The following is a 23,431-nucleotide window of genomic DNA, read 5'->3' as shown; positions in this document are numbered from 1 at the left end:
AGGTGCGTATGGCATTACGAGTCTTTTTCGATGATGCCTTCTGCGCTTCGGCCAACAACCGAAGAACCGATAGACATAAGCGAGTTAACGCCTTGGACCGTTGCTGCCTGCATAGTAATTTGTGCTTGCTGCTGGCCGCTTGTCGCGTTGTGAGCTGCAGTGCCTAACGCTTGGCTGGTAGACATTAGCAAGTTACCCATTGCCATTGCCGGAGTTTCACCAACCACTTTTGTGTTCACCTGTGTTACTGAGTCTGTTACTTGTTCATTAACTGGCATTGTTTCGTTCCTTATTTGTTGTTAACAATTAGTTTTTTCCAACCTGGCTATAATTAGCCTTTTTCGATGATGCCTTCAGCACCACGGCCAATGACCGAAGAACCGATTGCCATCAAAGAGTTCACACCCTGTACTGTTGCAGCCTGCATAGTGATTTGTGCTTGCTGCTGTGCAGCCGTCGCGTTGTGAGCAGCATTACTCAAAGCGTGGCTGGTAGACATTAGCAAGTTACCCATTGCCATTGCTGGAGTTTCACCAACAACTTTCGTGTTCACCTGTGTTACTGAGTCTGTTACTTGTTCATTAACTGGCATAATTTGCTCCTAATTTCAGTTAATTAGCTTGCGCTAGGTTCTAGGATGAGTTCGACACTACGGCCTATAACCGCGGTACCTGTAGCGAGCAAAGAGTTCACTCCCTGCACTGTCGAAGACTGATGGACCAAAGTCGCTTGTTGGTTCGCCCCTGTACTGTTGAGTGCGGAGATGCCCATTGCCTGACTGGTGGAAAGCAACAGGTTTCCACTCGCAACAGCGGGGGTATCACCCACAACCTCGGTGTTTACTTGCGTCACAGAATCGGTGACCGCATCATTTACTGGCATATCAAATGCTCCTTTGCTGGTTAAGAAGTGCCGCATTGCACCTCAAAACTGACTAAGACCCTTTTGCTGCAATGGAATAAATCAACCCGGAACCTAACGCCGTATTGGTGACCACTATGGTCTGAATCTGCTGCTGAGCATGAGTCGCATTTTGTGATGCTTTCCCTAACGAATCGGCCACCATGTTGAGGTACATATTGCGCGATGTTGTCGGGGTAAATTGACTCAGCATTTTCTCGATGTTGATTTCCATTTCAGAGGCTCTTGATGTTCGTCTCTATGCTTTCCATATTAAGAAGAAGCCCGCTTGATAACTTGGTCGAATCCATCAAGAATTGCGGCCTTTTCACCAACTTAATTCGTCGCAAAGAGACGCGCTTTTTCTCGTTCTTTCTGTCGGTACTGACGTGGTGTGCAGCCGACATTTCTCTTGAACATTTTTTCGAAATGACTCAGGTCACCGAACCCGGATTGCAGGCATACTTCCGTCACTTTCATCATCGGTGATTCATCAATCAGCTGCTTGGCATAACAGATACGCACCTGTACCAGTAGTGACTTAAATGAGTAGCCAATGTGCTGGCGGAATAGATAAGAGAGGTGGGACTGGCTAGTAAACGCCGCGTTAGAGAGATCGGCTAGCGTCAGTTCTTCGGTGAAGTTCTCGCTCATATAGTTGAGCGCTTTTAGCAATCCTGGGTGAAGATGACGGAATCCACTGAACTCTTGACTTAATACAGCTTCAACAATGTCGAAGGTTTCACTTTCGGGGAAAAGATCGAGATTCTGAATGTCTTCAACATCAATGTTGTTATTGCAACAGGACGCTAGAGTCACAATGACGCGCTGCAACTGCTCAACATTACCCGGCCAGTGGTATTTATGAAGAAGCTGAATCGCTTCGGGGGTAAATCGTGTAGTGGTAAAGGACTGGAGTTTATTGAGTATATGGTCGATGTGGTTGGAGAGGTCTTGTTTACGCTCCCTGACTGGCGGGATATGAAGCTCTAGGTGCGGAACCTCTGTCCCCAGTAACTTAGCCAAAAATTGCCGATTTCCTTCCGCACTGTTGATTGACTCGGTACAGGAGACGATCAGCTGGACCTTTTTTTCAGTCAAGCAACTTTGAAACTCCTCCTGACTGAATAAGGTGGTCAGATAGTCCTTCTTTTCCTGTGGCAACACATCGACTTCAGATAGATACAAAGTGCCTTGCTTCGCTCGATTGAGGCTACTCTCTAGATACGCTTTAAATTGTGACTGATTATGGATGGTTGGCGGGATAAGAATAAAACGGCCTTTACCTTCCAGTCTGTTGAGATGAATAAGAGAGGCTATGGAGCGTTTTTCCGTCCCTGTCTCTCCGCTGATAAATACCGGATAGTTGGTTCTGGCAGCAAATTCAATCTGACTTTGGATTCTCTGTATTGAAGGGGATAAGCCTAGCAGAGGGTACTCTGCTCCACTTCTATTGACAGGGTTATGTGGGAACGAATTGTAATTATTAAGTACCATAGGAAGGCCATTTCCGGCCGCTCCTGTATTGGCGTAGCTTAGCTCTGACATTGTAATTATTCCTTTATTTTAATGTAGTCTCTGACGTCGAGCTTCTATGCTAAGGGGAACATCCCTAGGTAAATTGGTGTTATTGGCTAAATTCACGGTTAAAGCAGTGAGAAACCCGTTGAATATGAAGTGACTAGCATTTACAAAGGAATAATTAACACGATAACTGTTGTTATCCACGCCCAACGCACGAGAAACAAGTGATGGCAAAGGAAAACCGTGCGTCATTTCGATGAAAAGGGCTTAACATCTCCCTATCAGGCACACTAAAAAGTGCATAACTATTGATTATCTATGCAAGCATCAAGTCATCCGACCTCCATATGCACCTAATCCCACAGGTAATGAGAATGACTTGTTTTTTAACACCTCCCAAACAAGATGTGAAATTTGAAAATACTTAGATAAAACATTTAACTAACATTGTTATCACAGAGTTAAAACCCAATAATCTCCAGTGATAAAGATCACATCTATAAATCTGATAATGCATTTTACTTTCGTATTTTCCGGTTCGACTGATAACCTCCTGCACGCCTTGAAGTGAACTCAAGGTGCATAACTATAAGGAGTGTTCACTATGAATACCAAGAAACCAATGTCGCTAACCAGCCGAGTAATTCTGGGCATGGTTGCGGGTATCTTGACAGGTTTTGCGATTCGCAGCCTTTTTGCCGACAACGGATTTGTCGACACATACATCGTCAATGGACTGTTTGAAGTTGGTGGCCAGATTTTCGTTGCCAGCTTAAAAATGCTTGTTGTCCCACTAGTTTTTGTTTCACTGGTTTGTGGTACAAGCTCACTGAAAGACCTATCTACTTTAGGCCGAATGGGTGGTAAAACACTCGCTTTCTATATTACTACAACCGCTGTTGCGATTACGCTTGCACTGACTATGGGTAACCTATTCCAGCCAGGTGCAGGTGCTGATCTGACCGCAGCGAGCTCATTCAAATCCGCAGAAGCACCGTCTCTGGGCCAAGTCATTATCGACATGTTCCCAACCAACCCGATCAGCGCCATGGCTGAAGGTAAAACCCTTCAGGTCATCGTATTTGCTGTACTGTTTGGTATCGCGATCAGTGCCGCGGGTAAACCAGGTGAGCGTATTGCCGCTGTATTTGCTGACCTTAATGAGGTCATCATGAAGCTGGTTGCGCTACTGATGAACCTAGCTCCTTACGGTGTGTTCTTCCTAATGGCGAAGCTATTCACAGGTCTAGGTCTGAGTGCAATTCTGAACTTAGCAGAATACTTCCTCGTTCTGGCGGGTACACTTGTGATTCATGGCCTAGTTACCTACAGCGTGATGCTAAAAGGCTTCACTGGTCTTAGCCCAATCACCTTCCTGAAGAAGATGGAAGACGCCATCATGTTTGCGTTCTCGACTGCATCTTCCAACGCGACAATCCCTGTCACGATGGAAACCGCTAAGAACCGCATGGGCGTTGATAACCGTATTTCTTCGTTCACGGTTCCACTAGGCGCAACCGTAAACATGGATGGTACGGCCATCATGCAAGGTGTTGCGACAGCCTTTATTGCTCAGGCATTCAACATTGACCTAACTATGGGTGATTACCTGATGGTGATCATGACAGCAACACTTGCGTCTATCGGTACGGCTGGTGTTCCGGGTGTAGGTCTGGTCATGCTAGCAATGGTACTTAACCAAGTAGGCCTACCACTAGAAGGTATCGCACTAATTATGGGTGTAGACCGTCTACTAGACATGATCCGTACTGCTGTAAACATCACAGGTGACAGCGCGGTAACGGTTATCGTTGCTAAGTCAGAAGGTGCTCTGGATGAGTCACGCTTCAACGACCCAATGGCCGGAGCGAAAGAAGAAGAAGTTCATCTGAAAAAAGCAGAAGCTTAACTTTCTTATCTACACATAATACATGCCCCGTGCTTTCACACGGGGCATTTTTATTTCTGATTAAGAAGCTGTTCGGAAGAACTGCAACTGCAATGACTGGTTTTCTGATAACTCTAGAGAATAAGTAAAAGAATTCATAGCTCATGTCCTAGCTATAGAGGTAGCCTTGCTGAAATCGATAGCCAAGTTTGCACAAGATTTCCTGCTGCTCGATGGTTTCAACACCTTCTTGTATGATCTTACAATCCGACATGGTGCCGATATCCGATAATGTCATGAGCAGCTTTTTTTTGACTTCATTCGACTCAATACCTCGAATAAATTCTTTGTCTACTTTGAGATAATCTGGAGACACTCGCTGAACAATCTGAACGTTATTGTTTCCGGTACCAAAGTCATCTAATGCTATATGAAAGCCCAGCGATTTAAGGTGAGTGATATTGGCGTAGATTTCTTTGCTATATGGCTGGTTCGAGTTCTCGGTCAGTTCTAAAACCACCTCATTGGGTTCCAAAATCTGGAGGTACTTTTCCAAAACGTAGAAGTTCTTGTTTAACAGTGAGCTTGGACATAAGTTCATACCATATACCCCAACGACTCCGTGAGCTCGGGCGTTGGCTATCGTTTTGGCTATCAGAACAGTATGAAAAGTGACGAGCTGGTTTTGCGTTAGGTTTGCGATATATTGCAGTGCCGTGCGGTGCTTCACTCTAGTTAACACTTCATGATAAAGGACGCTTTTGCAGGTGGTATCAATAATCTTTTCGAGCTTGTAGCGCAGTGTTGTCCAGTCGTGACAAAACTTTCCAAATCGCAGCAATCGATTGCCATAAAAGCCAACCAAAAACACAACAAATAGACTTAGCCATTCGCTCAACAAATTGTGACTATAGAAGGCGACACTAGTACCGTTGTCAAAGGTCGCACTAAATACCCTAATGCCCGACTGACTTCCCGTCGTAAACACGTTAGAGACTTTATTGTTTATAGTCACGGCATCGATGAGCACAGGCCATAGATTATTCCGATAGCGGTTCTCAATTGCACTGGCAGAAATTCGGCCAATCATCACCGAGCCGCTTGGTAAGTTCTCTCTAATCGTGTAAACAAATTGAGGTAACCCCAGAAACTCTTCTACCTGCTCTCTGCTAAGCGTTTTGACGACATCTCGATCGACAAGGCAGGACTGAGATTCTGCAAGTAACAGCGCTGAATCCAGATTCAATGATCGGTTAAACGCCGTCACGGTTTCCCGATCATGACAACCAAGAGTCATAAGTGCTTGCGCCACTTGATCCGTATTATAACTGTACTTCCCAACAATGGAGCTCAAGTGCCAAATTTGGAAAACATAGAGAAGTGCAATAACAAAGCCTGCGAGTGAAAGAGCCTTCGTCGCTCTGTTTAACACTGTCAAATGATAGATTTTCAGAAAGAGCCAAAGCATTTCCAGATTGGAAGGCTTAAAACTATTGAAGTTAGCAACGATGCTTTCTTTAATTTGATTGTTTACAATAAGATCTAGGTCAACGTAGTAGCCCTTTTTAAACACATTAACAATCAGTTCTTTGTCTTCCATAGAACCACTGTATTCAGCAACAAGGTGTTTATACTTTTTTCTCAATGATGCAATTGTGTTTTTAAGTGCATATAGACCAAATTCACCCTGATAATAATCTTTATATGCGGCTTCGATATCCCTCGGGCTTGACGGAAATTCCCTTGATGAATTCTCGACTAAAAACTCTAAAACAAAACGTTCCTTATCGTTTAAATCAAATTCCAATTTCTTTGCTTTATCCTCAACGCTGTATAACAAGCTCCCATTAAGAATTAAACTTAGCGATCTATCATTACTTAAGTTAAATGAATAGAACATCCCTTACCCCGTTAATGTTTTTATTAGACTTTTTATTCGAATTAAAATGAGCTTACGGATATAACCAACAGAGTTAATTAAAGCTATTTAACCATTGATGTCACAAAAGTATCCATGTGAATTCATAAGATTAATGATGCATATTTTGTAACTGGTTATTTATATTTTCTAAAGTATGACGATTAACTATCTAACCTTAGACAAAGTCATAAAAACAAGAAAAAAGTAGGATAAAAGCAAAAATAAGATCGATTATCACTGTGATATCTCAATCGCCACTAGTTATCTTTCTATTATTAATGAACAAGTAAGTAAAATCATTCAGTTCTTATTACACCTCCTTAGCACCATATCCACTACTGAAAGTAAATTGTTAAAATATAAGTCATCATTATTATTAATAATAAAAAAACCAATTTTCTGACTAAACAATCATTAATAACTTAGCTACAAATTAAAAAGCTTCAACAGCGGAAGTTTCAATTTCAAGACTCTAGAACAATTTCGCTCTAATACACCGTACATAAGGAAATGAAAAATGAGGATTAAATCCAGGATAGCGCTTTCTATTTTATCAACAGCCTTATACTTCCCAGCCCATGCTGATGTGAATGATACGTATATTGTGGTTTTAAAAGATATTGCAGCCCAAAACAATTCACCTCACACCAAGGTGAAGGATATCGCGCAACAGATTATCGACGAAAGCCCTACTAGAGAAGCACGGAACTCAGCTAAGTCCAAGGGGCAAATTTCCCGTTCTTTCGAAAACTTAAGGAGTTTTTCAGCCACGTTATCCGAAAAGCAGGCAGAGCAACTCAAGAAGCACCCCAAAGTATAAGGGGTGTATAAAAACGTGACATTTACGTCGGATAACGCTACTCAAATTCAGGGCAGCTCAGCCCCATCGTGGGGGTTGGATCGTTCAGATCAAAGGAACCTTCCACTCGATGGAACTTATGATGTAGGACAATATACGGGGAAAGGTGTTTCAATATATATTGTCGACTCAGGAATCGATCTCTCCCATTCAGACTTTGGCGGTCGGGCAGTGTCTGGTTGGGACTTTGTAGATAACGACGGTGATGCGTCTGACTGTCGTGGACATGGTACTCACGTTGCTGGAACAGCAGCTGGGAATCGCTTTGGAATTGCCCCAGAAGCTGACATTTATTCAGTGCGGGTGCTCAATTGCGAGGGCAAAGGCAACGGCGAAAAGATTCTTAACGCATTTGACTGGGTTGTCGATCATGCCAAACAACAAGGTAAGCCTGCTGTTATCAATTACAGTATTTCGAGAGACGAACGCTGGCATGCAATGGATGAAGCCGTAGACACCATTGTGCAGACACATAACATTTCGTTTGTACATTCTGCGGGCAACAATGATACCGACGCATGTACCAAAAGCCCTCATTCAGACTACTCTATCACTGTCGGCTCCTCCACTAATGACGATCACCGCGCCCACAGCTCTAACTGGGGAAACTGTGTTTCACTTTTCGCACCCGGTGATCACATCACTTCAGCGGCAGATGGGGGTGGATCCAAAATAATGAATGGCACCTCAATGGCAGCCCCACATGTTACGGGTCACGTAGCTCGTTTACTACAAATGAACCCGCAAGCCACAACAGAGGAGCTCAAACAAACGCTTATCAACCAGACAACCCAAAACGCCTTGTTTGATGTGGGCTCAGGTTCACCAAACCGCTTGCTATATACACAGATAGAAAGCAATAACATCAATACTGCACCTATCGCGAAAGCGACAATAAGCCATACTGAAGTCAACCAATCTGGTTACGTTGAGCTGGATGCGTCAGCATCTTATGATCCTGACAACGATACGATACCCTCTCCTATCAATGGAAGGTGGTTTCACCTCAATCACATCAGGTCAATATCGTCAGTGAAAACGCAGTAGCAACACAAGCCTATATACCTGAGACTCAGCAAGACACGCACTACGTTTTTCAGTTAACGGTATCTGATAATCAACTCAGTGATAGCTCTCAAGTATCAGTTCACTATGTGGCAGAAGACGTTTCCTGCGAAGTCTGGGACAAATCAAAAATCTATGACCTACCAGGGAATGTCGTTACTTGGAACGGTAAGTTCTGGGAAAACCACTGGTGGACCCAAGGAGATACACCTGGCACCGGAGGTGAATGGGGCGTATGGCGAGAGGTACAAGCCTCAGCCTGTAAATAGTATTAGAAACAAACAAAAAGCAGCCAGCTTGGCTGCTTTTCTACTCTTCTTATCAGGATAATTAGAACTCGTATTTGACGTTCACTTCAACAGACTGTTCTGCACCAAACCAGCAGTTATATTTGTCGTAGCAAGAATAGTATTCTTTATCGAATACGTTGTTCACGATTAAGTTAGCCGTTGCTCCGGTAAGGGATTCACTTGCATTACCTAAATCATACCCAACGGACATATCTACTGCAGTGTAAGATGGAACTTTGCCCTGAGTGTTGGCCGCATTCATTTCCATTTCTCCCACATAACGTGCACCACCACTGATACGAGTACCCGCAAGCAGACCACTAAACACGTTGTAGTTTGCCCAGATATTCGCACTGTGCTCTGGTACATAGATTGGTGTGGTACCTTCGAGGTCATTACCTGAATCCTTGGTAATTTCCATATCAAGATAGGTGTAGGATGCCGCAATATCTAGACTCTCAGATGCATACCAACGACCTTCTAACTCTATCCCTTGAGACACCGCTTCACCGACTTGAATGCGAGGACCGTATACGTTGCTTGGATCCGTCATCAACATGTTCTTCTTGGTGATATGGAAAAATGAGGCCGTTGCTGTTTTGGACATATCGGCCGACATGTATTTCACGCCCACTTCCGCTTGCTCGCCCGTTTCAGGGTCAAACGCCTTGTTGTTTTTGTCTACACCAGGCGCGGGTTCAAAGCTGGTCGCGTAACTTGCAAATGGTGACAGGCCATTCTCTAACTCATACAGCGCGCCGACACGATACGTGAAATGATTGTGATCAGATTTTGTCGAGTAGTACACGCTTTCTGATTCATACTGATCGAAGCGACCACCACCAATCAGTACCAGTTGATCAAGTCGAACCTGATCCTGGAAGTAAATACCTAGCTGTTTCGATTCGCTGTCATCTAAATATTCACCTGTTTTAGTCAGATCATCGCGGTCCAACAGATTATTGTTTGGATTAAGCGGATCAAACTTCCCGAACCCACTTGAAGCATCAACACTATAAGCGGAATAAATCGTGTTTCCATCCATAGATTGGTAATCAATGCCGAATAACAGATTGTTTTCAATACCTGCTATATCGACGATGCCAGACACTTGGTTATCAATAACAAACCCTTTTAGCTCTTCGTCAGTTGAGTAAGGAGTACGAGTTAGCGTTCCATCAGAATTCAGGCCCGCTGTGTGGTAGGTGTTCTCTTGATACAAACTCGCATCAGTGAATCGAGCATTTTGCAGAAACGTCCAGTTTGAATTGAATTCGTGGTTGATTTTGTAACCGACCATTACGACTTCACGTTCAAACTTACTCCAGTTCACATCCCCCATCGACACGGAAGGAGAGCTCTTTTCTAACACCTCTAATGGCATAGAAGAGTTAATGCCCATTGACGGGTCATTCTGATAGTAAACATTAAAGTTAATCAACGTTTTATCTGTTGCCTGCCAATCCAAGCTCGGTGCCAACACGTAACGCTCTTCTTCGGCATTATCAACTTGGCTGTCTTGCTTACGTGCCAGCGCAATTAAGCGATATGAAAAGTCACTGTCACCAATTTGACCTGTCGTATCAATCGAGGCTCGCATCAGATTTCGTGAACCTGTCGCAACATCAACGGTTGTAGATTCTTCTTGCTGAGGTGTTTTGGCTATCATATTGACCATACCACCAGGAGGCATCGCACCATACAGTACTGAAGTTGGCCCTTTAAAGATCTCCACTTGCTGGAGCGCGATAGGGTCCACCTGAGGCTGTAAGTTCCAGCCTGTCAGGTAGAGCATCGACAAGCCGTCATAGTAATTGAGGTTTTTTGTCTGGAAGCCACGTATGGTGAAATCATCAAACATGGTTACCGAGCTGCCTCGGTTCTCAGTCGCAACACCCGGTACGTATCGCAATGCTTGATTGATCGAAGTGACGCCGCGCTGTTCAAGCTGCTCTCCTTCAATAATTGAGATACTTTGTGGTGTTTCTTCAGGTTCTAGCGATGTTTTGGTTGCCGTATTCCGATAGGCTTTGCCCATCACAGTGATGGTTTCTAGTTCAGTTGTATCTTGACTGACTTCATCCGCAGCCATTACAGGGGCTGAAAAGGCGGTAAGCAGCGCTAAAGTAAGTGTTGAGCGCTTAAAATTAGTTGGAGTTGTCATGTGTCCCTCAAGTACCAATGCTTTTCTTATTAAGAATAAATCTCATTTGCATTCTACAAACCTGAGAAACAGGAAAGTTAACAATTTGGTGCATCTTACGCGAAATAATTTAGTTAACTATCAGTAGGTCGTTCATTTGATCATTGAGACAAGCGTTCAACAGGAATCCAATATTCCATAACTGCATCGGTATCATGTTGATTGTAATTGGCGGGATAGCATTCGAGTTCATAGCCATCAATACCTCGATAGCCAGAATTAGGTAACCAATTAAGCAGAAACCACTCCAGCGTTTTTGGCAAATGCACCACCGGGCCACAATGTTTAACAACCGCGTACGTTTGCGCAGGCACCACCAAAGTACTCAGTTCAGAAGAGATGGCAGAAGGTAGTTGAGGCAACAACAGATCATCGGTTAATTCCACCCCTGCCCAATATTCCATATTACTGCCGTCAAAATGGCTTTGAGTGATATCAATGACGCCTGTTAAAGCAACCGGCCGCTCAGGTTCGTCTGGGAGGGTTTGCTCTAATCGGTGCCACAATGCAGGGACTTTTTGCTGAAAGTCAGGATTGAGTGCGAATAGGCCATTAATTTCACCATGAAGTCCTTTTAGGAAAAACTCATTTTTGGATTCCACTCTCACTTCAACGAAAAGAGGGCAGGCCTCTTCAGCCGTGCGTTGAGAGACCTGAATAGGTTTACGTAACCCCGTTCTGAGACCTTGTTTACGATAAGCTCTGGGACTGAGGCCAAACACTTGCTTGAACGAGCGACTGAAGCTGATTTCTGAGCTAAAACCAAGCTCCAGAGCGATATCAATCACCCTATCGGAAGTGTCGATCAACCGTTCTGCAGCCTGGCTGAGCTTGAGCTCTCGAACATAAGTGGCCACCGCCATGCCTGTTTCGGTCTGGAATACGCGCTGCAGTTGCCAACGTGACCAACAGCTTTGGCGTGCAATATCATCCAACGATAGCGGTTCACTGATGTGCTGATGAATAAACGACAGTACCTTGCTTATCCGGCTAAACACGTTAGAAGGTCGTTCTGTGGACTTGCCTGTCACCATGCTGCATCTCAGTCAAATAAGAGGGGATCTGTCTATCCTAGCAAATTCACAAATGAGAATTAATACCAATTGATAAAACACCCATCTTACATAAAGATGCACGGTGAAATTCCACTCACAAATACCGACTAAGTATTCATTTTGGTGCACAAAAATAAAAAAAGGTTGAAAAAGATAAAATCAAATACATTTGCTGCTTTTATATGCTTCATATAAAACAACATCAATATCAACGATAGCGTAGAAAAACCAAAGAATTCATAGCACCACAATCAAGCAATTAAAAATTAATCACAATTTAACATTTGAGAAACAATTGGCTGTAATCAACGATATGGGGGCTAACTAACCAATGAAATACACTTAATACACAAGGAAGAACAACATGAAAATGATCGGTGTAGCTATCGCTCTCGCACCCTTTATCTCTCCAATGGCAATAGCTAACTATCAAGAACAAACTGTAGAACCCAACAACATTACTTTTGAATTTAAAAAGGTCGCTGATATACCAGACTACCCAAGAGTCGTAAGCGATAGTAACCATGTTATTGGATTTGTGGATAGCAATAGCACATGGCCAGATACTCCTGACTTTTACGTACGTGCGATGTTTCGATGGAGTGAAAGCAATGGTGTAGAGTGGCTTATCACCGACGATATTATCAGGTCTGAACCATTAGATATTAACAATAGTGGTGATGCTACCGCTAAAGTCTGCGACTCAAACACTTGCTATTCCGCGATATGGACTAAGAAAGGAGAAGTCCAGAGTTTACAAGACGAAGTAGACACCCCTATTCAGAAGTTCATTGAAGAAAATGAGCTTGGAATGGCAGATCAGATGATTCAGGAATCCATTAGTATCAACGAAAGTGGAAAAATTGCTGGGACCTCAGTCTTTCCAAATATGGTAGGGGCTCGCTCTACACTTGCTTGGCGTTGGGATGAAAAGTCAGGCTTAGAGATCCTAGAAAGCACTTCTGATAATTCTATGTCGGAAGCGACCGATCTTAACAACAAGAGCCTTGTGGTCGGGAGTAGCCATGGCAATGAGATCAATAATGAAACAGCAACTTACTGGGATAAGAAGGGTAAAAGGACACAAGTAATCCTCGATCAAACCGACTACCCTTGGGGAACACTCGCCACGGCCGCGAACAATTCAGGTCTAATGACCGGTGTCGACCGCATGAGTTATGCAAGCCCTTGGAGGTATAACATCAACTCGAAGCAAAGACTGCCTATGGAAGAATCTCCTTACGGTGGAACAAGAACCACTCATGTTTTAGAGAATGACTACATTGCAGGAGCAACCTCATCATCTTTCGATAGTGGAGACCTATTCCTAAGACCTGTACTTTGGGATAGCAAAGGCAACATCTATGATCTTAACGATGAGTTCAATGATCCAGAAAACTACTTAGCAGGCTGGTTTGGAATTAATACAAGTTTGTTAATGGCAACATCGTTACGCCCAAAAAGCGGAGGATATTATGAAGGGGCAGCTGTTTACCAGTTAGTGGTCGTACAAAAATAAAACAAACTCCCCTCAACCTAAATTTGGTTGAGGGGAGTAGGCATTACAAAAAAGCCGTTTATGTTCTGAACACGCCTGGTATTAATCCACTAGTGTAAGGAACCGGTACTCCATATGCGTCAGCGAAGGAGCTCAGTCCCCCTCCTATCAGCCCTAATCACGAATGATGTTCCCTCCAGTCTGAGTTGCCTCCTCCCTCTTGAGAGCCGAATAATTGGCAGAAAACAGCATCATGGTCTTCATTTTGTGATAAGCCAGCCCCCCTCAACAGGTGTTTGCAAAAATGCTCTTTGAGATACATTAGTCACTGCATTCATTCTGCTAATCCTCTCGCTCAGATACAACTTGGGACATCACCAAATCCGAATTACAACTTTAAACAGCTCAAACTATGTGTATTCAGGCTAAAGTGGGCTGAACATCAAGATTTTCTTAATTCAATGATTACGCCATCTGACTAGCTGTGGTGATATTACTGGAATGAAAAAGCCAAAGCGGTATGTCACTTTGGCTTAAATACTTTAATTCGTTCAGCAAAACTCAAACAAACAGATTCATAACCAGCATCGCACCAAATGCATTAAGCACTGAAATGATGATCATAACTGGAATATAGCGGCCTTCTGTACCAATTGGCCCCATAATACGTCCCATATACTGGACTTGTGAACCCATCAGGTAGATCGCTGGGGCCAAAATCGCAATGTGTGCGCCGTTAAGAATGCCCTGATCAAACAAGGTTATGACTACACCAACAGCACCTCCCATCGACATCCACGCTCCAATCAATACGGCAGCAGCTTCACCGGGCAAACCAAATATCGCCATAACGGGTGCAAAGACCGTCCCCATCATGTCTAACGCTCCTGTGATTTGCAGTGCTTTAATGATTACAAACGCCATCAGAACATTTGGCACCGTTGAAGTCGTTGCAATCACCCAACCTTTCTTTGCTCCTTCGACAAAAATATCCGTCACCATGGGTTTTCTCGTTTTCACTTCACTCATTGTGCAGCCTCCTGTTGTAAACGTTGCGTATCTTTATCTTGTTTACCTTCAGTGATGTTGAGGTAGATGCGAAACAGATTGGCGCCAACAAACTTAAAGACAAACATAATGGCTACAGCGAGACCAATTGACGATGTCACGGCCAGCGACCCATCAGCCAAAGTCAGCGTGAACAACACAGCTCCAGAAGAGAAGAAATTAACAATAGTCGCCCCCGCAGTGAACTGAAACATGGTAAATACATCGGTTTCACGTTTAGTCAGACGACCTTCATCCTTGAGTTGGCGCGTCATGGCAGCTCCGGCATCAGTGCTTTGCAGTGACGCAATCAATGCAAGGCCGGAGCTACCCGGTATTCCCATCAAAGGTCGTAATAAAGGAGTAAGCAATTTACGAGCAGCATCTAGTGCACCGTAATGCTCAAGGACATTGATCACACCCAGTGCGAACATGACGGTTGGAATCAAAGTTAATGCAAAGATAAAGCCATCACGTGCACCACTACCGCCTTTACCGCGCAGTGACGTCGTTGCAGCTTCAACGCCATCCGCCGTTTCAGTCACGTTATACGCAACCTGCCCGAACGAGCCATTGAGAGTTGTAAAATCAAGCACACCATACCATTCACCGGACTTCATCAAGCCAGAAAAGAATATGACAGCAAATGCGAGAGCAACGTAGCATCCCCAGGTTACTTTACGCTGCTTTATGTTTGGATCGGACATATATCACCTATGTTTTATGTGGAACAGGACACATAGGATCTTGTTTTAAATCGTACGCTATAGTGATGATCCGTATCAATTACTTAGAAGGGGCAACTCTGACCAGAGTTCTATTATCTTATTTTGTGATTATGTTCATAATCAGCGCTTTTATCTGCACATAAAATTCAACAATGCATATCAACATGATTCATAAATCATTCATTTATTGATAAAAACTGGCGACAATTCAATCAGATCAAACCTATCTCACATACCCATCGCCAAAACCTCTTTAGAATGGCTCCACCATAACAACAATCTTCTTTCAAGGAGTGAAAGTATGAAATTGCAGTGGTCCGCTTTTGTCGCCCTTTTATTACTTCCCTTTTCGACTTTTGCAGCCAACAGCCCCCAAGAAACCTTACCTTTAACTCAATCTACCATCGGCTATGTGGCCATTCTGATTTTCACCTGTGCGTATGCGTTGGTGATGCTGGAAGAGTACCTGTCACTGAGAAAGTCCAAACCTGTCCTGCTCGCGGCGGGCCTCATATGGGCCATGATTGGTTACGTCTATTCGCAACATGGTCAAATTGAAGTCGCCAAGTCAGCACTGGAGCACAACCTGCTGGAATACGCAGAATTATTGCTGTTCTTACTAGTCGCTATGACCTATATCAGCGCAATGGAAGAGCGGCGATTATTCGATGCACTACAAGCGTGGATGGTTGGGAAAGGCTTTAATTACAAGTCGTTATTTTGGTTAACCGGTGTTCTGGCTTTCTTTATTTCTCCGATTGCCGACAACCTCACTACCGCTTTATTGATGTGTGCCGTAGTGATGAAAGTCGCCGGAGATAACCCCAAATTCATCAACCTAGCGTGTATCAATATTGTGGTCGCTGCCAACGCCGGCGGCGCCTTCAGTCCATTTGGTGATATCACGACATTGATGGTGTGGCAGGCAGGCTATGTCTCTTTCTCTGAGTTTATGCCTTTGTTCTTGCCTTCCGTCGCCAACTACGTTGTACCGGCGATAATCATGTCGATGTTCGTGCCGAGCACCACACCGGATGTTGTCCACCAGCACGTAGAGCTAAAACGTGGTGCACGCCGAATTGTGGGCTTATTTATCCTCACTATTGCTACTGCCGTCGCCTTCCATGCCGTACTGCACTTCCCACCCGTGATTGGCATGATGATGGGTCTGGCTTATTTACAATTTTTCGGCTTTTTCCTTCGTAAAACCCTTAAAGCATCGCTGCATAAGAAAGCAGCGCTTGCGATTGCCAATCGTGATGACATCGCATTGAAACGTCTAGGCTCAGTTGTACCGTTCGATGTGTTTAGACGAGTCTCTCATGCGGAGTGGGATACGTTACTTTTCTTCTATGGCGTAGTGATGTGTGTCGGCGGCTTGAGTCTACTCGGCTACCTAGGTTTAGTATCTGAAGTGATGTACACCCAGTGGGATCCGATCTGGGCGAATGTCATGGTGGGGATCTTGTCTGCCATTGTCGATAACATCCCAGTTATGTTTGCCGTCCTGACCATGGAGCCAACCATGTCGATGGGTAACTGGCTACTGGTTACGCTGACCGCAGGTGTGGGTGGCAGTTTGCTATCAATAGGCTCTGCTGCTGGGGTTGCGCTGATGGGGGCTGCGCATGGTAAGTATACCTTCTTCGGCCATCTCAAATGGGCACCTGTGATAGGTATCGGCTATGCCGTCAGTATTGCGCTCCATCTGATGCTCAACTCTGCATTGTTCTGAAGCAACTGAGCACTCTACAACAAAAAAGGACAGCCAAATGGCTGTCCTTTTCAATTGCATCTAAACAAGTACGTGGTTATTCCAAGCGTTTCTGCCACACACTTGCCAGTTGGTATCTTGCACAGGTGCTGCAAGTGAGCGCCTCATTTTCCCCATGAATGCGCATAACAATGTCTTCACGTTTCTCTTTGGAGTTGTTGCGCATTGTTATGGTAAGAAAGTTATCGTCCACCACAAAAGGTTTGGTGACATCTGGCGCACCGACGCGACTAATCGTGACCATGGCATCTTTAAACATCAGTAAATCTTGGGTATACAAATTTTCATATACCCCTTCAAACTCATAGGTTTGTTTGTTGATCATTCGATCAAGCTTTTCTTCAAAACACCCTTGCAGCAAAAGCATTACTAGCAAGGAGAAAATTCCTTTTTCTAACCGCATCACTCAGGTTCCCAATGCTCTATCTTTAACAATGCCGCCTTCCTTTCCAAGCCACCAGCATAACCAGTTAGCTTACCGCTTTTACCAATCACTCGATGGCAAGGCACAATCACAGAGATAGGATTCTTACCATTTGCTAGCCCCACAGCTCTCACTGCTTTTGGGTTACCAATGGCATCTGCAAGCTGTTGATAGCTCCACGTTTCTCCAAAAGGTATGGTCGTTAATGCCTTCCATACCTGCTGCTGAAACACCGTTCCTTCTGCTGCTAATGGTAGATCAAATTCCTTTCGGCTACCGGAAAAATACTCGTCTAACTGTTTGATTGCTTTAATAAGTATAGGATGTTCTTTATCGTTTTTGCCTAACTCTTCAGGTTGTGTGGTCTGAGTCTCAAACCAAGCACCTAACAAACCTTGCTCATTAGCCTGAATCGTCATCTGTCCAAGCGGCGTTTTAAAGGTGGTATAACTCTTGTTCATGCGTGACTCCAGCAATGGAATGTGGCGTAACTCCCCCATGGAGATACGCTTTCAGCATCCAGTTCAGGGAATTGATTCAGGGCCTTCTTGACCACTAAATCACCCTCTAGGAAACAGTTGGGCTCAGAGGCACCTCTCAATCTGGCGTAACTTACCGTCCACGGGCCAACTCCTTTTACATCAAGCCATTGCTCCAGACTCGCTTGAGGGTTTTCTACAATAAACTGCGCAAAGCGTGCCAATGTTTCTTTACGACTTTGCGGCATACGTAAAAAAGAAAGGTCCGCAGTAGCCACCTCTTGTGGTGTGGGAAAATGCGTAACACCATCTGGTTGTAGAGTTTGAACCAACAGATTGAGTTGGCCAATGGCCGCTTTGATCGACACTTGCTGGCCTAAAATAGCTCTGACGCCACCTTCCCAGGTGCTCCAGACGCCAGGAATACGAATCCCGCTACGCTGTATAAGGCTTGGATTCAGCGCATTCAGTTTCTGTTCAATGGTCAGAATGTCCGTATCTAGGTCAAACATTCTGCGCAGTTGATTCACCAACGCTTTCAAGCGGCGGGTATCAGATAGCTCAAACTCTACCCGCATGATTCCGGGTTTATGATAGCGAATCGCAAACCAGCCTTTCGCCCCTTCAATCTCAAACTTCCTCTGATAGCTTTCGTCGCTGATTTGCTCTAATCCATTAATGGCTCGCAGGCGGTAAAAATCCAGCATATGCTGCCAATCTAAAGGCCCTTTAAACGCCAAATCGATGTAGCTACTCTCCATCGTAGAGGCAACCTGCTCTTTTCTGACCTGAGTCGGGGTCAGCTTAATAACCTGCTTAAAGGCATCATTAAAACGACGCACACTGTTGAATCCACTGGCGAACGCGATATCCGTCACCGACATAGAACTGGAATGGAGCAGTTGTTTGGCAAACATCAGTTGGTGGTAAAGGGCGTATTGTTTTGGTGCCATTCCTAGGTGGTCTTGAAACAGCTGTCTTAAATAGCGGTCGCTAATCCCAAGACGTTCAGCCAATTCAGCCAGACTGGACGTCTGCAACTCCCCTTGTTCAATCATTTTCAGAGCACGAAGAAACGTAGTTTCGACCCCTTTCCATGCCCAAGAGCTTGGCGCACTGTCAGGACGACAACGCAAGCAAGGTCGATAGCCTGCCTGAAGCGCCTGCGCTTTCTCGACAAAGTACTCTACGTTTTCTTCTTTTGGTAAATTGGCTGGGCATATGGGACGACAAAAAATGCCCGTGGTTTTAACCGCCACATAGAAGCGACCATCGAAGCGTGCATCTCTTGCCTGACGGGCGCTTTGACACTCTTGCAGCGATATTGATGATAATCCGTTCACACTCTTAATCCCGACATCTTTCAAACTCTTAAAACGAGTCTAATCGGCTCACTTTTTAATACTAGCCATTTTCGGAAGTTAATCGAATTTGCTATCAGTTTAAACTCTTCTAGAGTTAAAATGCAGATGATACAAATAATAAGGAAGTTGGCTATGAACCTGCACACATGCACGATAGTGCTAAAAGATAATCTCACCCTTACGTATGACAACGTCGAACAAAGCCTCAGCGTCATTGAACAACATGGTCAGTCAGGTATCAACAATATATTGATTGATGCGACTGATGGTCAGACCATTCGCTCCTACCATAATCTATCGATTGAGGAGTCAATTGAAAGCCTGATGGACTTGTAATACACAACTTCACTTCAGGAACACTCATTCAATCAGACAAAGAAGTGGACGTATCCTTCATTCATTGATTCAATTTATGTAAACAGTGAACTGGAAGGATACATAAAGCATGAAATTGCTGCTGGTTGAAGATGACGCAGAGATTGCTGAGTTCATACATAAAGGCTTAACAGAACAAGGCCATTCTCTTTGTCACGAACCTGATGCGAAAACTGGACTCGTTCGCGCCGCGAGCGAGTCTTTCGACGTTATCATTTTTGACCGCATGCTTCCCAGCATGGATGGTATCGACGCGATACGCGTACTCAGGCAAAGCCAAGTACACTCTCCCATTCTCATTCTCACCGCTAAAGACAGTATTGGTGATCGAGTCGCTGGCCTCGAAGCCGGTGCCGACGACTACATGGTCAAACCTTTTGCCTTCGAAGAATTAAACGCGCGAGTCAAAGCTTTAGCGAGGCGCCAGCCAGTCAGTCAAGCCTCAACTCAGTTAACCGCCGGCCCACTCACGCTAGATAAGCTCAGTCGCAAAGTGACCCATTCAGGCACAGAAGTAGACCTGTTGCCCCGTGAATACCAAATTCTGGAATTGCTGATGGTTAATCAAGGTGAGTTGGTAACCCGAACCATGCTGCTGGAGCAGGTTTGGGGCTTTCAGTTTGACCCCAATACCAGTCTGGTTCAGACCCACGTAAGTCGCCTGAGAAACAAAGTCGATAAGGCATTCAATACGGAACTGATCAAAACGGTACGCGGGGCTGGCTATGTCCTCTCGTTCTAATACCAACCCAACCACACTTTGGCGTTCGTCCATTTTTAAATATACGCTGATTTCCTCTGCGCTGTTTTTTGTGTCGGCGTTGATTTTGTTAGGGGTAGTTGGTGGAACCTTCCTGTACAGCACCAATCAGATCGACAAGCAAGAACAACGCGACACGTTCCATTGGCTGGCGGAAGAAATCAGTGACAATGGCATAGACTGGCTAATCGAAGAGTTGGGGCTGGAAATTGAGGAAATTAACGAGCCTGACTTTTGGCACAACCGGATGGAACGTAATCTCTATGTGATGTACCTTAAATTCGGCGACCAAAGTTACGGTTTTGAACCTCTCCACCAAGCGCTTCCGGGTTGGAACTGGCAGCCTCTTGAGATCACTCACTATGACGAAGAGGATCAACCATACGAAGAAACGTATCAGGTCAGAACTTTGCGCCAAGATCTGGACCAAGATGTCACACTGATCGTTGCCACCAGCGAGAGTTACGATTACCAATCCATCTTCAACACACTGTCGAGTGGGTTACTCTGGGTCTGCCTGACCGCTCTGCCCTTGTCTGTCCTGATTGCCTACCTGCTGAGCCGCAAAGTGTATCAGCGTCTTGATCTATTGTCGGACGAATTAGAGTCCATCGGCGCCACCAATCTTAGCCAACGAGTTCCTTTATCCATTCATGCCGATGAGTTTGATCGCCTTTCAGAAAACATCAACCATATGTTGGAAAGAATCGAAAACCTCCACACCAATATCGAAGACGTGACGGTGGGTATCGCCCATGATTTGAAAACACCGCTTACCCGGTTAGCCAATCAGCTCCAGCTGATGGCAATGGATAATGACCACTCAGAGCAACACATCGAGAAAGCCCAAGCTCAAGTCGCAGAGATGCTTAAAACGTTTAACAGTTTGCTGCGCCTGAGCGAAATTGAATCAGGCAAGCGGAAAGCGCATTTCACACCCATCAATTTGTCCGAGCTTGTTGAGGATCTGGTGGAGAGTTATCAGCCTGTCTTTGAAGATCATCACTTACAGCTCACCAGTGCTATCGTGCCCGGAATAATGCTTTCTGGGGATAATGAACTGCTGAGCCAGATGATCATTAATCTGTTTGAAAACAACCTCAAGTACAGCCAAGAAAGTGGCAAAATATGGGTGCACTTACAGCCTTCTGAATCAGGTTTAACTCTGCAACTGGGAGACGATGGCCCGGGTATCGCCTCTCAGCACCAAGCAAGAATTTTCGAACGCTTCTACACCGCCGACACCAGCCGAAGTAACGCCAGCAATGGTCTCGGGTTGAGCTTGGTTCAGAGTATCGCTCATCTTCATGGCGCCTCCATTACTTTGTTACCCGAGACTCAAGGAACAGTGTTTAATATTCAGTTTTTCACTAACCATACAAATTTGTAAGGTTAGCTGCCCTGATATGTAAACCGCGCTAGCACGCCAGATACATATACTCCTTTCAAGCCTTATGGAAAGGAGTATTGGCCATGCCATTGAATTACAAGTTATCGGTAATACTGTTACTGAACGTATTACTGACGGCTGCTTGTCAGAGTTCAGAGGATGAACAAGCAAACGAGGGCGCGCTATCAACGAACACTCAGCAAAACTGGCATTGCCAGAATTCCGATACCTCGCACCAGGTGCGTTTTCTGAATCAATCAACGTTTGGCGCAAACCGCACCGAAGTGGCCCGTTTATGCCAGCTTGGGCAGTCGCAGTGGTTCCTAAATCAGCTCGATGAGCGCCCAAGTTATCTGATGCCCTATGTTCAGACTGAACTGGCACAAGCCGACCGAGACTCAGAAGACGAGTTGAGCGCTTTTGTGTTTGAATCACCTACGTTTGGTTTCTGGACGAATGCGATTGCTGGCAATGATCAGCTTCGACAACGCATGGCCTTTGCGCTGTCTGAGATTTTTGTCATTTCGACGAAAGGGGGCGAGGTGCTTGCTGAAACGCCAACCGCAATTGCCCGCTATCAGGATTTGCTGATTAAACACGCTTTCGGCAACTATCGAACGCTATTGGACGACATTACCTATTCCGCCACCATGGGCTACTACCTAACGTATATAGGCAGCAAAAAAGCAGACCCAGCAACAGGGAGAGTACCAGACGAAAACTATGCTCGTGAGCTATTGCAACTGTTCAGTATTGGCGTCACCTTACTCAATCAGGATGGGACGCAGAAGACTGACAGTCAGGGAAAGCCTATCGAAGCCTACAACAATCGGGACATTACCGGCCTAGCCAAAGTGTTTACGGGCTTTGACCTCGACGTGCCAGCAGCGCTCGATGAAGATGAACGCCACGATGCATGGATGGACGCAGCGCTCAAACCAATGATCATTCGCACTGGGGATCACTCTCAGGCAGAAAAACACTTTCTAGGAAAAACCCTCGCGGCCAATACTCCCGCCAGACAAACGATTCAGCAAGCACTCGATCATATCTTCGCTCACCCAAATGTTGCACCATTTTTCAGTACTCAACTAATCAAACGATTGACCTCCAGTAACCCATCCCCAGCTTACGTTAAGCGGGTTGCCGACAGCTTTGATGCGGGTTGGTACACCTTACCAAATGGGCAAGTCGTTGGCACTCGGCAACGAGGCGACTTAGGAGCAACATTGGCGGCTATCCTATTTGACCCTGAAACACGCCAAGATCCTACTTCTCAATATGGCAAACTGAGGGAACCCATACTCACTTTCACGCAATGGGCCCGAGCTTTTGAGATAAGAAAAGTCACTCCTCAATTTAAGCTCGACCTCTGGTCAACCGACAGTGCAGACGCGCTCTCTCAACACCCTTATCGTTCGCCTTCGGTATTTAACTACTTCCGCCCCGGCTATGTCCCTCCGGGCAGTCACAGTGCCGATATGGGCTTAACCGCTCCGGAAATGCAACTAATTAATGCCTCCAGCCTTCCCGGTTACAGCAATTTTCTCACTCATTTTATTTTCAACAATATGGTAGAGGAAGATATCGACGACGCGCAGGCTGAGCTGGCTGAAGAAGGCAAAAAGGTCAGCCGCTCACAAGTAAAACAGAGTTTTCACGCTCGCTATCAATACGAGTATCAACTTGCTCGCCACCCCGACAAACTGGTCCAACACTTAGACCTGCTTCTGACCGGTAACCGCCTGTCGACCGATACTAAGCGCTCTATTGCCACTAGCATCAACGAACTCGACTCAAACGAGGATCGCTTACTGCGAGTCCAGCTTGCCATCCTAATGGTCATGACGTCACCGGACTACCTATTTCAGTACTGAGGAGTAACGG

23 protein-coding genes are annotated in these 23,431 nt (G+C 45.1%); 10 read left to right on the top strand and 13 right to left on the bottom strand.

Annotation, left to right across the window (positions count from 1 at the left end; genetic code table 11):
• Positions 1-14: 14 nt before the first annotated feature.
• From VIC_RS12045 to VIC_RS12025, 5 genes are all read right to left on the bottom strand, one after another.
• Positions 15-278 (bottom strand): RebB family R body protein, encoded by a 264-nt coding sequence (locus VIC_RS12045; protein ID WP_006960110.1) that lies wholly within the window; start codon positions 276-278, stop codon positions 15-17.
• 53 nt (positions 279-331) lie between these two features.
• Positions 332-592: a RebB family R body protein gene (locus VIC_RS12040; RefSeq protein WP_006960109.1), complete on the bottom strand. Its 261-nt coding sequence runs from the start codon at positions 590-592 to the stop codon at positions 332-334.
• Between the two features lie 23 nt (positions 593-615).
• Complete coding sequence (locus tag VIC_RS12035) at positions 616-882, bottom strand: RebB family R body protein (protein WP_006960108.1); 267 nt, start codon at positions 880-882, stop codon at positions 616-618.
• A 52-nt stretch (positions 883-934) separates the two neighbouring features.
• Entirely contained in the window at positions 935-1,135 is a 201-nt protein-coding gene (locus tag VIC_RS12030; protein ID WP_006960107.1) for a RebB family R body protein, read from the bottom strand.
• A 101-nt stretch (positions 1,136-1,236) separates the two neighbouring features.
• Positions 1,237-2,448 carry an AraC family transcriptional regulator gene (locus tag VIC_RS12025; RefSeq protein ID WP_006960106.1) on the bottom strand — a complete coding sequence of 404 codons (1,212 nt, stop codon included), beginning with the start codon at positions 2,446-2,448 and terminating at the stop codon, positions 1,237-1,239.
• 580 nt (positions 2,449-3,028) lie between these two features.
• Between VIC_RS12025 and VIC_RS12020 the strand changes: the two genes are divergently transcribed.
• Positions 3,029-4,333, top strand: coding sequence for a dicarboxylate/amino acid:cation symporter (locus VIC_RS12020; RefSeq protein WP_006960105.1), 1,305 nt, complete (start codon positions 3,029-3,031; stop codon positions 4,331-4,333).
• Positions 4,334-4,481: 148 nt separating this feature from the next.
• On the opposite strand, the gene VIC_RS12015 is transcribed toward VIC_RS12020, so the two are convergent.
• Positions 4,482-6,119 carry an EAL domain-containing protein gene (locus VIC_RS12015; protein ID WP_236612178.1) on the bottom strand — a complete coding sequence of 546 codons (1,638 nt, stop codon included), beginning with the start codon at positions 6,117-6,119 and terminating at the stop codon, positions 4,482-4,484.
• 631 nt (positions 6,120-6,750) lie between these two features.
• On the opposite strand from VIC_RS12015, the gene VIC_RS27055 reads away from it, so the two are divergent.
• Genes VIC_RS27055 through VIC_RS27045 form a run of 3 tightly spaced genes read left to right on the top strand, consistent with a single transcriptional unit; the run spans position 6,751 to position 8,426 of the window.
• Positions 6,751-7,053, top strand: coding sequence for a protease inhibitor I9 family protein (locus tag VIC_RS27055; protein ID WP_236612177.1), 303 nt, complete (start codon positions 6,751-6,753; stop codon positions 7,051-7,053).
• A 15-nt stretch (positions 7,054-7,068) separates the two neighbouring features.
• Complete coding sequence (locus VIC_RS27050; RefSeq protein WP_006960103.1) at positions 7,069-8,139, top strand: S8 family peptidase; 1,071 nt, start codon at positions 7,069-7,071, stop codon at positions 8,137-8,139.
• A complete protein-coding gene (locus VIC_RS27045) occupies positions 8,088-8,426 on the top strand; it encodes a hypothetical protein (protein ID WP_236612176.1) in 339 nt (112 codons plus the stop codon). Before VIC_RS27050 ends, VIC_RS27045 begins: the two co-directional genes overlap by 52 nt.
• 61 nt (positions 8,427-8,487) lie before the next feature.
• On the opposite strand, the gene VIC_RS12000 is transcribed toward VIC_RS27045, so the two are convergent.
• Both VIC_RS12000 and VIC_RS11995 read right to left on the bottom strand, forming a co-directional pair.
• Positions 8,488-10,611: a TonB-dependent siderophore receptor gene (locus VIC_RS12000; RefSeq protein ID WP_006960102.1), complete on the bottom strand. Its 2,124-nt coding sequence runs from the start codon at positions 10,609-10,611 to the stop codon at positions 8,488-8,490.
• 140 nt (positions 10,612-10,751) lie between these two features.
• A complete protein-coding gene (locus VIC_RS11995; protein ID WP_006960101.1) occupies positions 10,752-11,684 on the bottom strand; it encodes an AraC family transcriptional regulator in 933 nt (310 codons plus the stop codon).
• A gap of 385 nt (positions 11,685-12,069) precedes the next feature.
• On the opposite strand from VIC_RS11995, the gene VIC_RS11990 reads away from it, so the two are divergent.
• Positions 12,070-13,224 carry a hypothetical protein gene (locus tag VIC_RS11990; protein WP_006960100.1) on the top strand — a complete coding sequence of 385 codons (1,155 nt, stop codon included), beginning with the start codon at positions 12,070-12,072 and terminating at the stop codon, positions 13,222-13,224.
• Positions 13,225-13,764: 540 nt separating this feature from the next.
• Here VIC_RS11990 and VIC_RS11985 read toward each other — a convergent pair.
• On the bottom strand, positions 13,765-14,232 hold the full coding sequence (locus VIC_RS11985; RefSeq protein WP_006960099.1) for a YjiG family protein: 468 nt from the start codon (positions 14,230-14,232) through the stop codon (positions 13,765-13,767).
• Positions 14,229-14,957: a nucleoside recognition domain-containing protein gene (locus tag VIC_RS11980; protein WP_006960098.1), complete on the bottom strand. Its 729-nt coding sequence runs from the start codon at positions 14,955-14,957 to the stop codon at positions 14,229-14,231. Before VIC_RS11980 ends, VIC_RS11985 begins: the two co-directional genes overlap by 4 nt.
• Positions 14,958-15,279: 322 nt before the next feature.
• Between VIC_RS11980 and nhaD the strand changes: the two genes are divergently transcribed.
• Positions 15,280-16,713 carry a sodium:proton antiporter NhaD gene (gene nhaD, locus VIC_RS11975; RefSeq protein ID WP_006960097.1) on the top strand — a complete coding sequence of 478 codons (1,434 nt, stop codon included), beginning with the start codon at positions 15,280-15,282 and terminating at the stop codon, positions 16,711-16,713.
• A gap of 76 nt (positions 16,714-16,789) precedes the next feature.
• On the opposite strand, the gene VIC_RS11970 is transcribed toward nhaD, so the two are convergent.
• Genes VIC_RS11970 through VIC_RS11960 form a run of 3 tightly spaced genes read right to left on the bottom strand, consistent with a single transcriptional unit; the run spans position 16,790 to position 18,998 of the window.
• Entirely contained in the window at positions 16,790-17,155 is a 366-nt protein-coding gene (locus tag VIC_RS11970; protein WP_031342621.1) for a hypothetical protein, read from the bottom strand.
• The gene (locus VIC_RS11965; protein ID WP_006960095.1) at positions 17,155-17,637 is read right to left on the bottom strand and encodes a methylated-DNA--[protein]-cysteine S-methyltransferase; all 483 of its coding nucleotides are present in this window, start codon (positions 17,635-17,637) and stop codon (positions 17,155-17,157) included. Before VIC_RS11965 ends, VIC_RS11970 begins: the two co-directional genes overlap by 1 nt.
• Positions 17,634-18,998 carry a DNA-3-methyladenine glycosylase 2 family protein gene (locus VIC_RS11960; protein ID WP_039952035.1) on the bottom strand — a complete coding sequence of 455 codons (1,365 nt, stop codon included), beginning with the start codon at positions 18,996-18,998 and terminating at the stop codon, positions 17,634-17,636. The genes VIC_RS11965 and VIC_RS11960 overlap by 4 nt, the downstream gene beginning before the upstream one ends.
• A 153-nt stretch (positions 18,999-19,151) precedes the next feature.
• Here VIC_RS11960 and VIC_RS11955 point away from each other — a divergent pair, with 153 nt between their 5' ends.
• From VIC_RS11955 to VIC_RS11940, 4 genes are all read left to right on the top strand, one after another.
• On the top strand, positions 19,152-19,355 hold the full coding sequence (locus tag VIC_RS11955) for a hypothetical protein (protein ID WP_006960093.1): 204 nt from the start codon (positions 19,152-19,154) through the stop codon (positions 19,353-19,355).
• A gap of 109 nt (positions 19,356-19,464) precedes the next feature.
• Positions 19,465-20,136, top strand: coding sequence for a response regulator transcription factor (locus VIC_RS11950; RefSeq protein WP_006960092.1), 672 nt, complete (start codon positions 19,465-19,467; stop codon positions 20,134-20,136).
• On the top strand, positions 20,120-21,544 hold the full coding sequence (locus tag VIC_RS26050) for a sensor histidine kinase (protein WP_006960091.1): 1,425 nt from the start codon (positions 20,120-20,122) through the stop codon (positions 21,542-21,544). The genes VIC_RS11950 and VIC_RS26050 overlap by 17 nt, the downstream gene beginning before the upstream one ends.
• A gap of 83 nt (positions 21,545-21,627) precedes the next feature.
• Entirely contained in the window at positions 21,628-23,421 is a 1,794-nt protein-coding gene (locus VIC_RS11940) for a DUF1800 domain-containing protein (RefSeq protein WP_006960090.1), read from the top strand.
• Positions 23,422-23,431: the final 10 nt, after the last annotated feature.

The sequence above is a fragment of the Vibrio coralliilyticus ATCC BAA-450 genome (assembly GCF_000176135.1).
GTDB lineage: Bacteria > Pseudomonadota > Gammaproteobacteria > Enterobacterales > Vibrionaceae > Vibrio > Vibrio coralliilyticus.
This window is presented reverse-complemented; position numbering and strand designations above follow the sequence as displayed.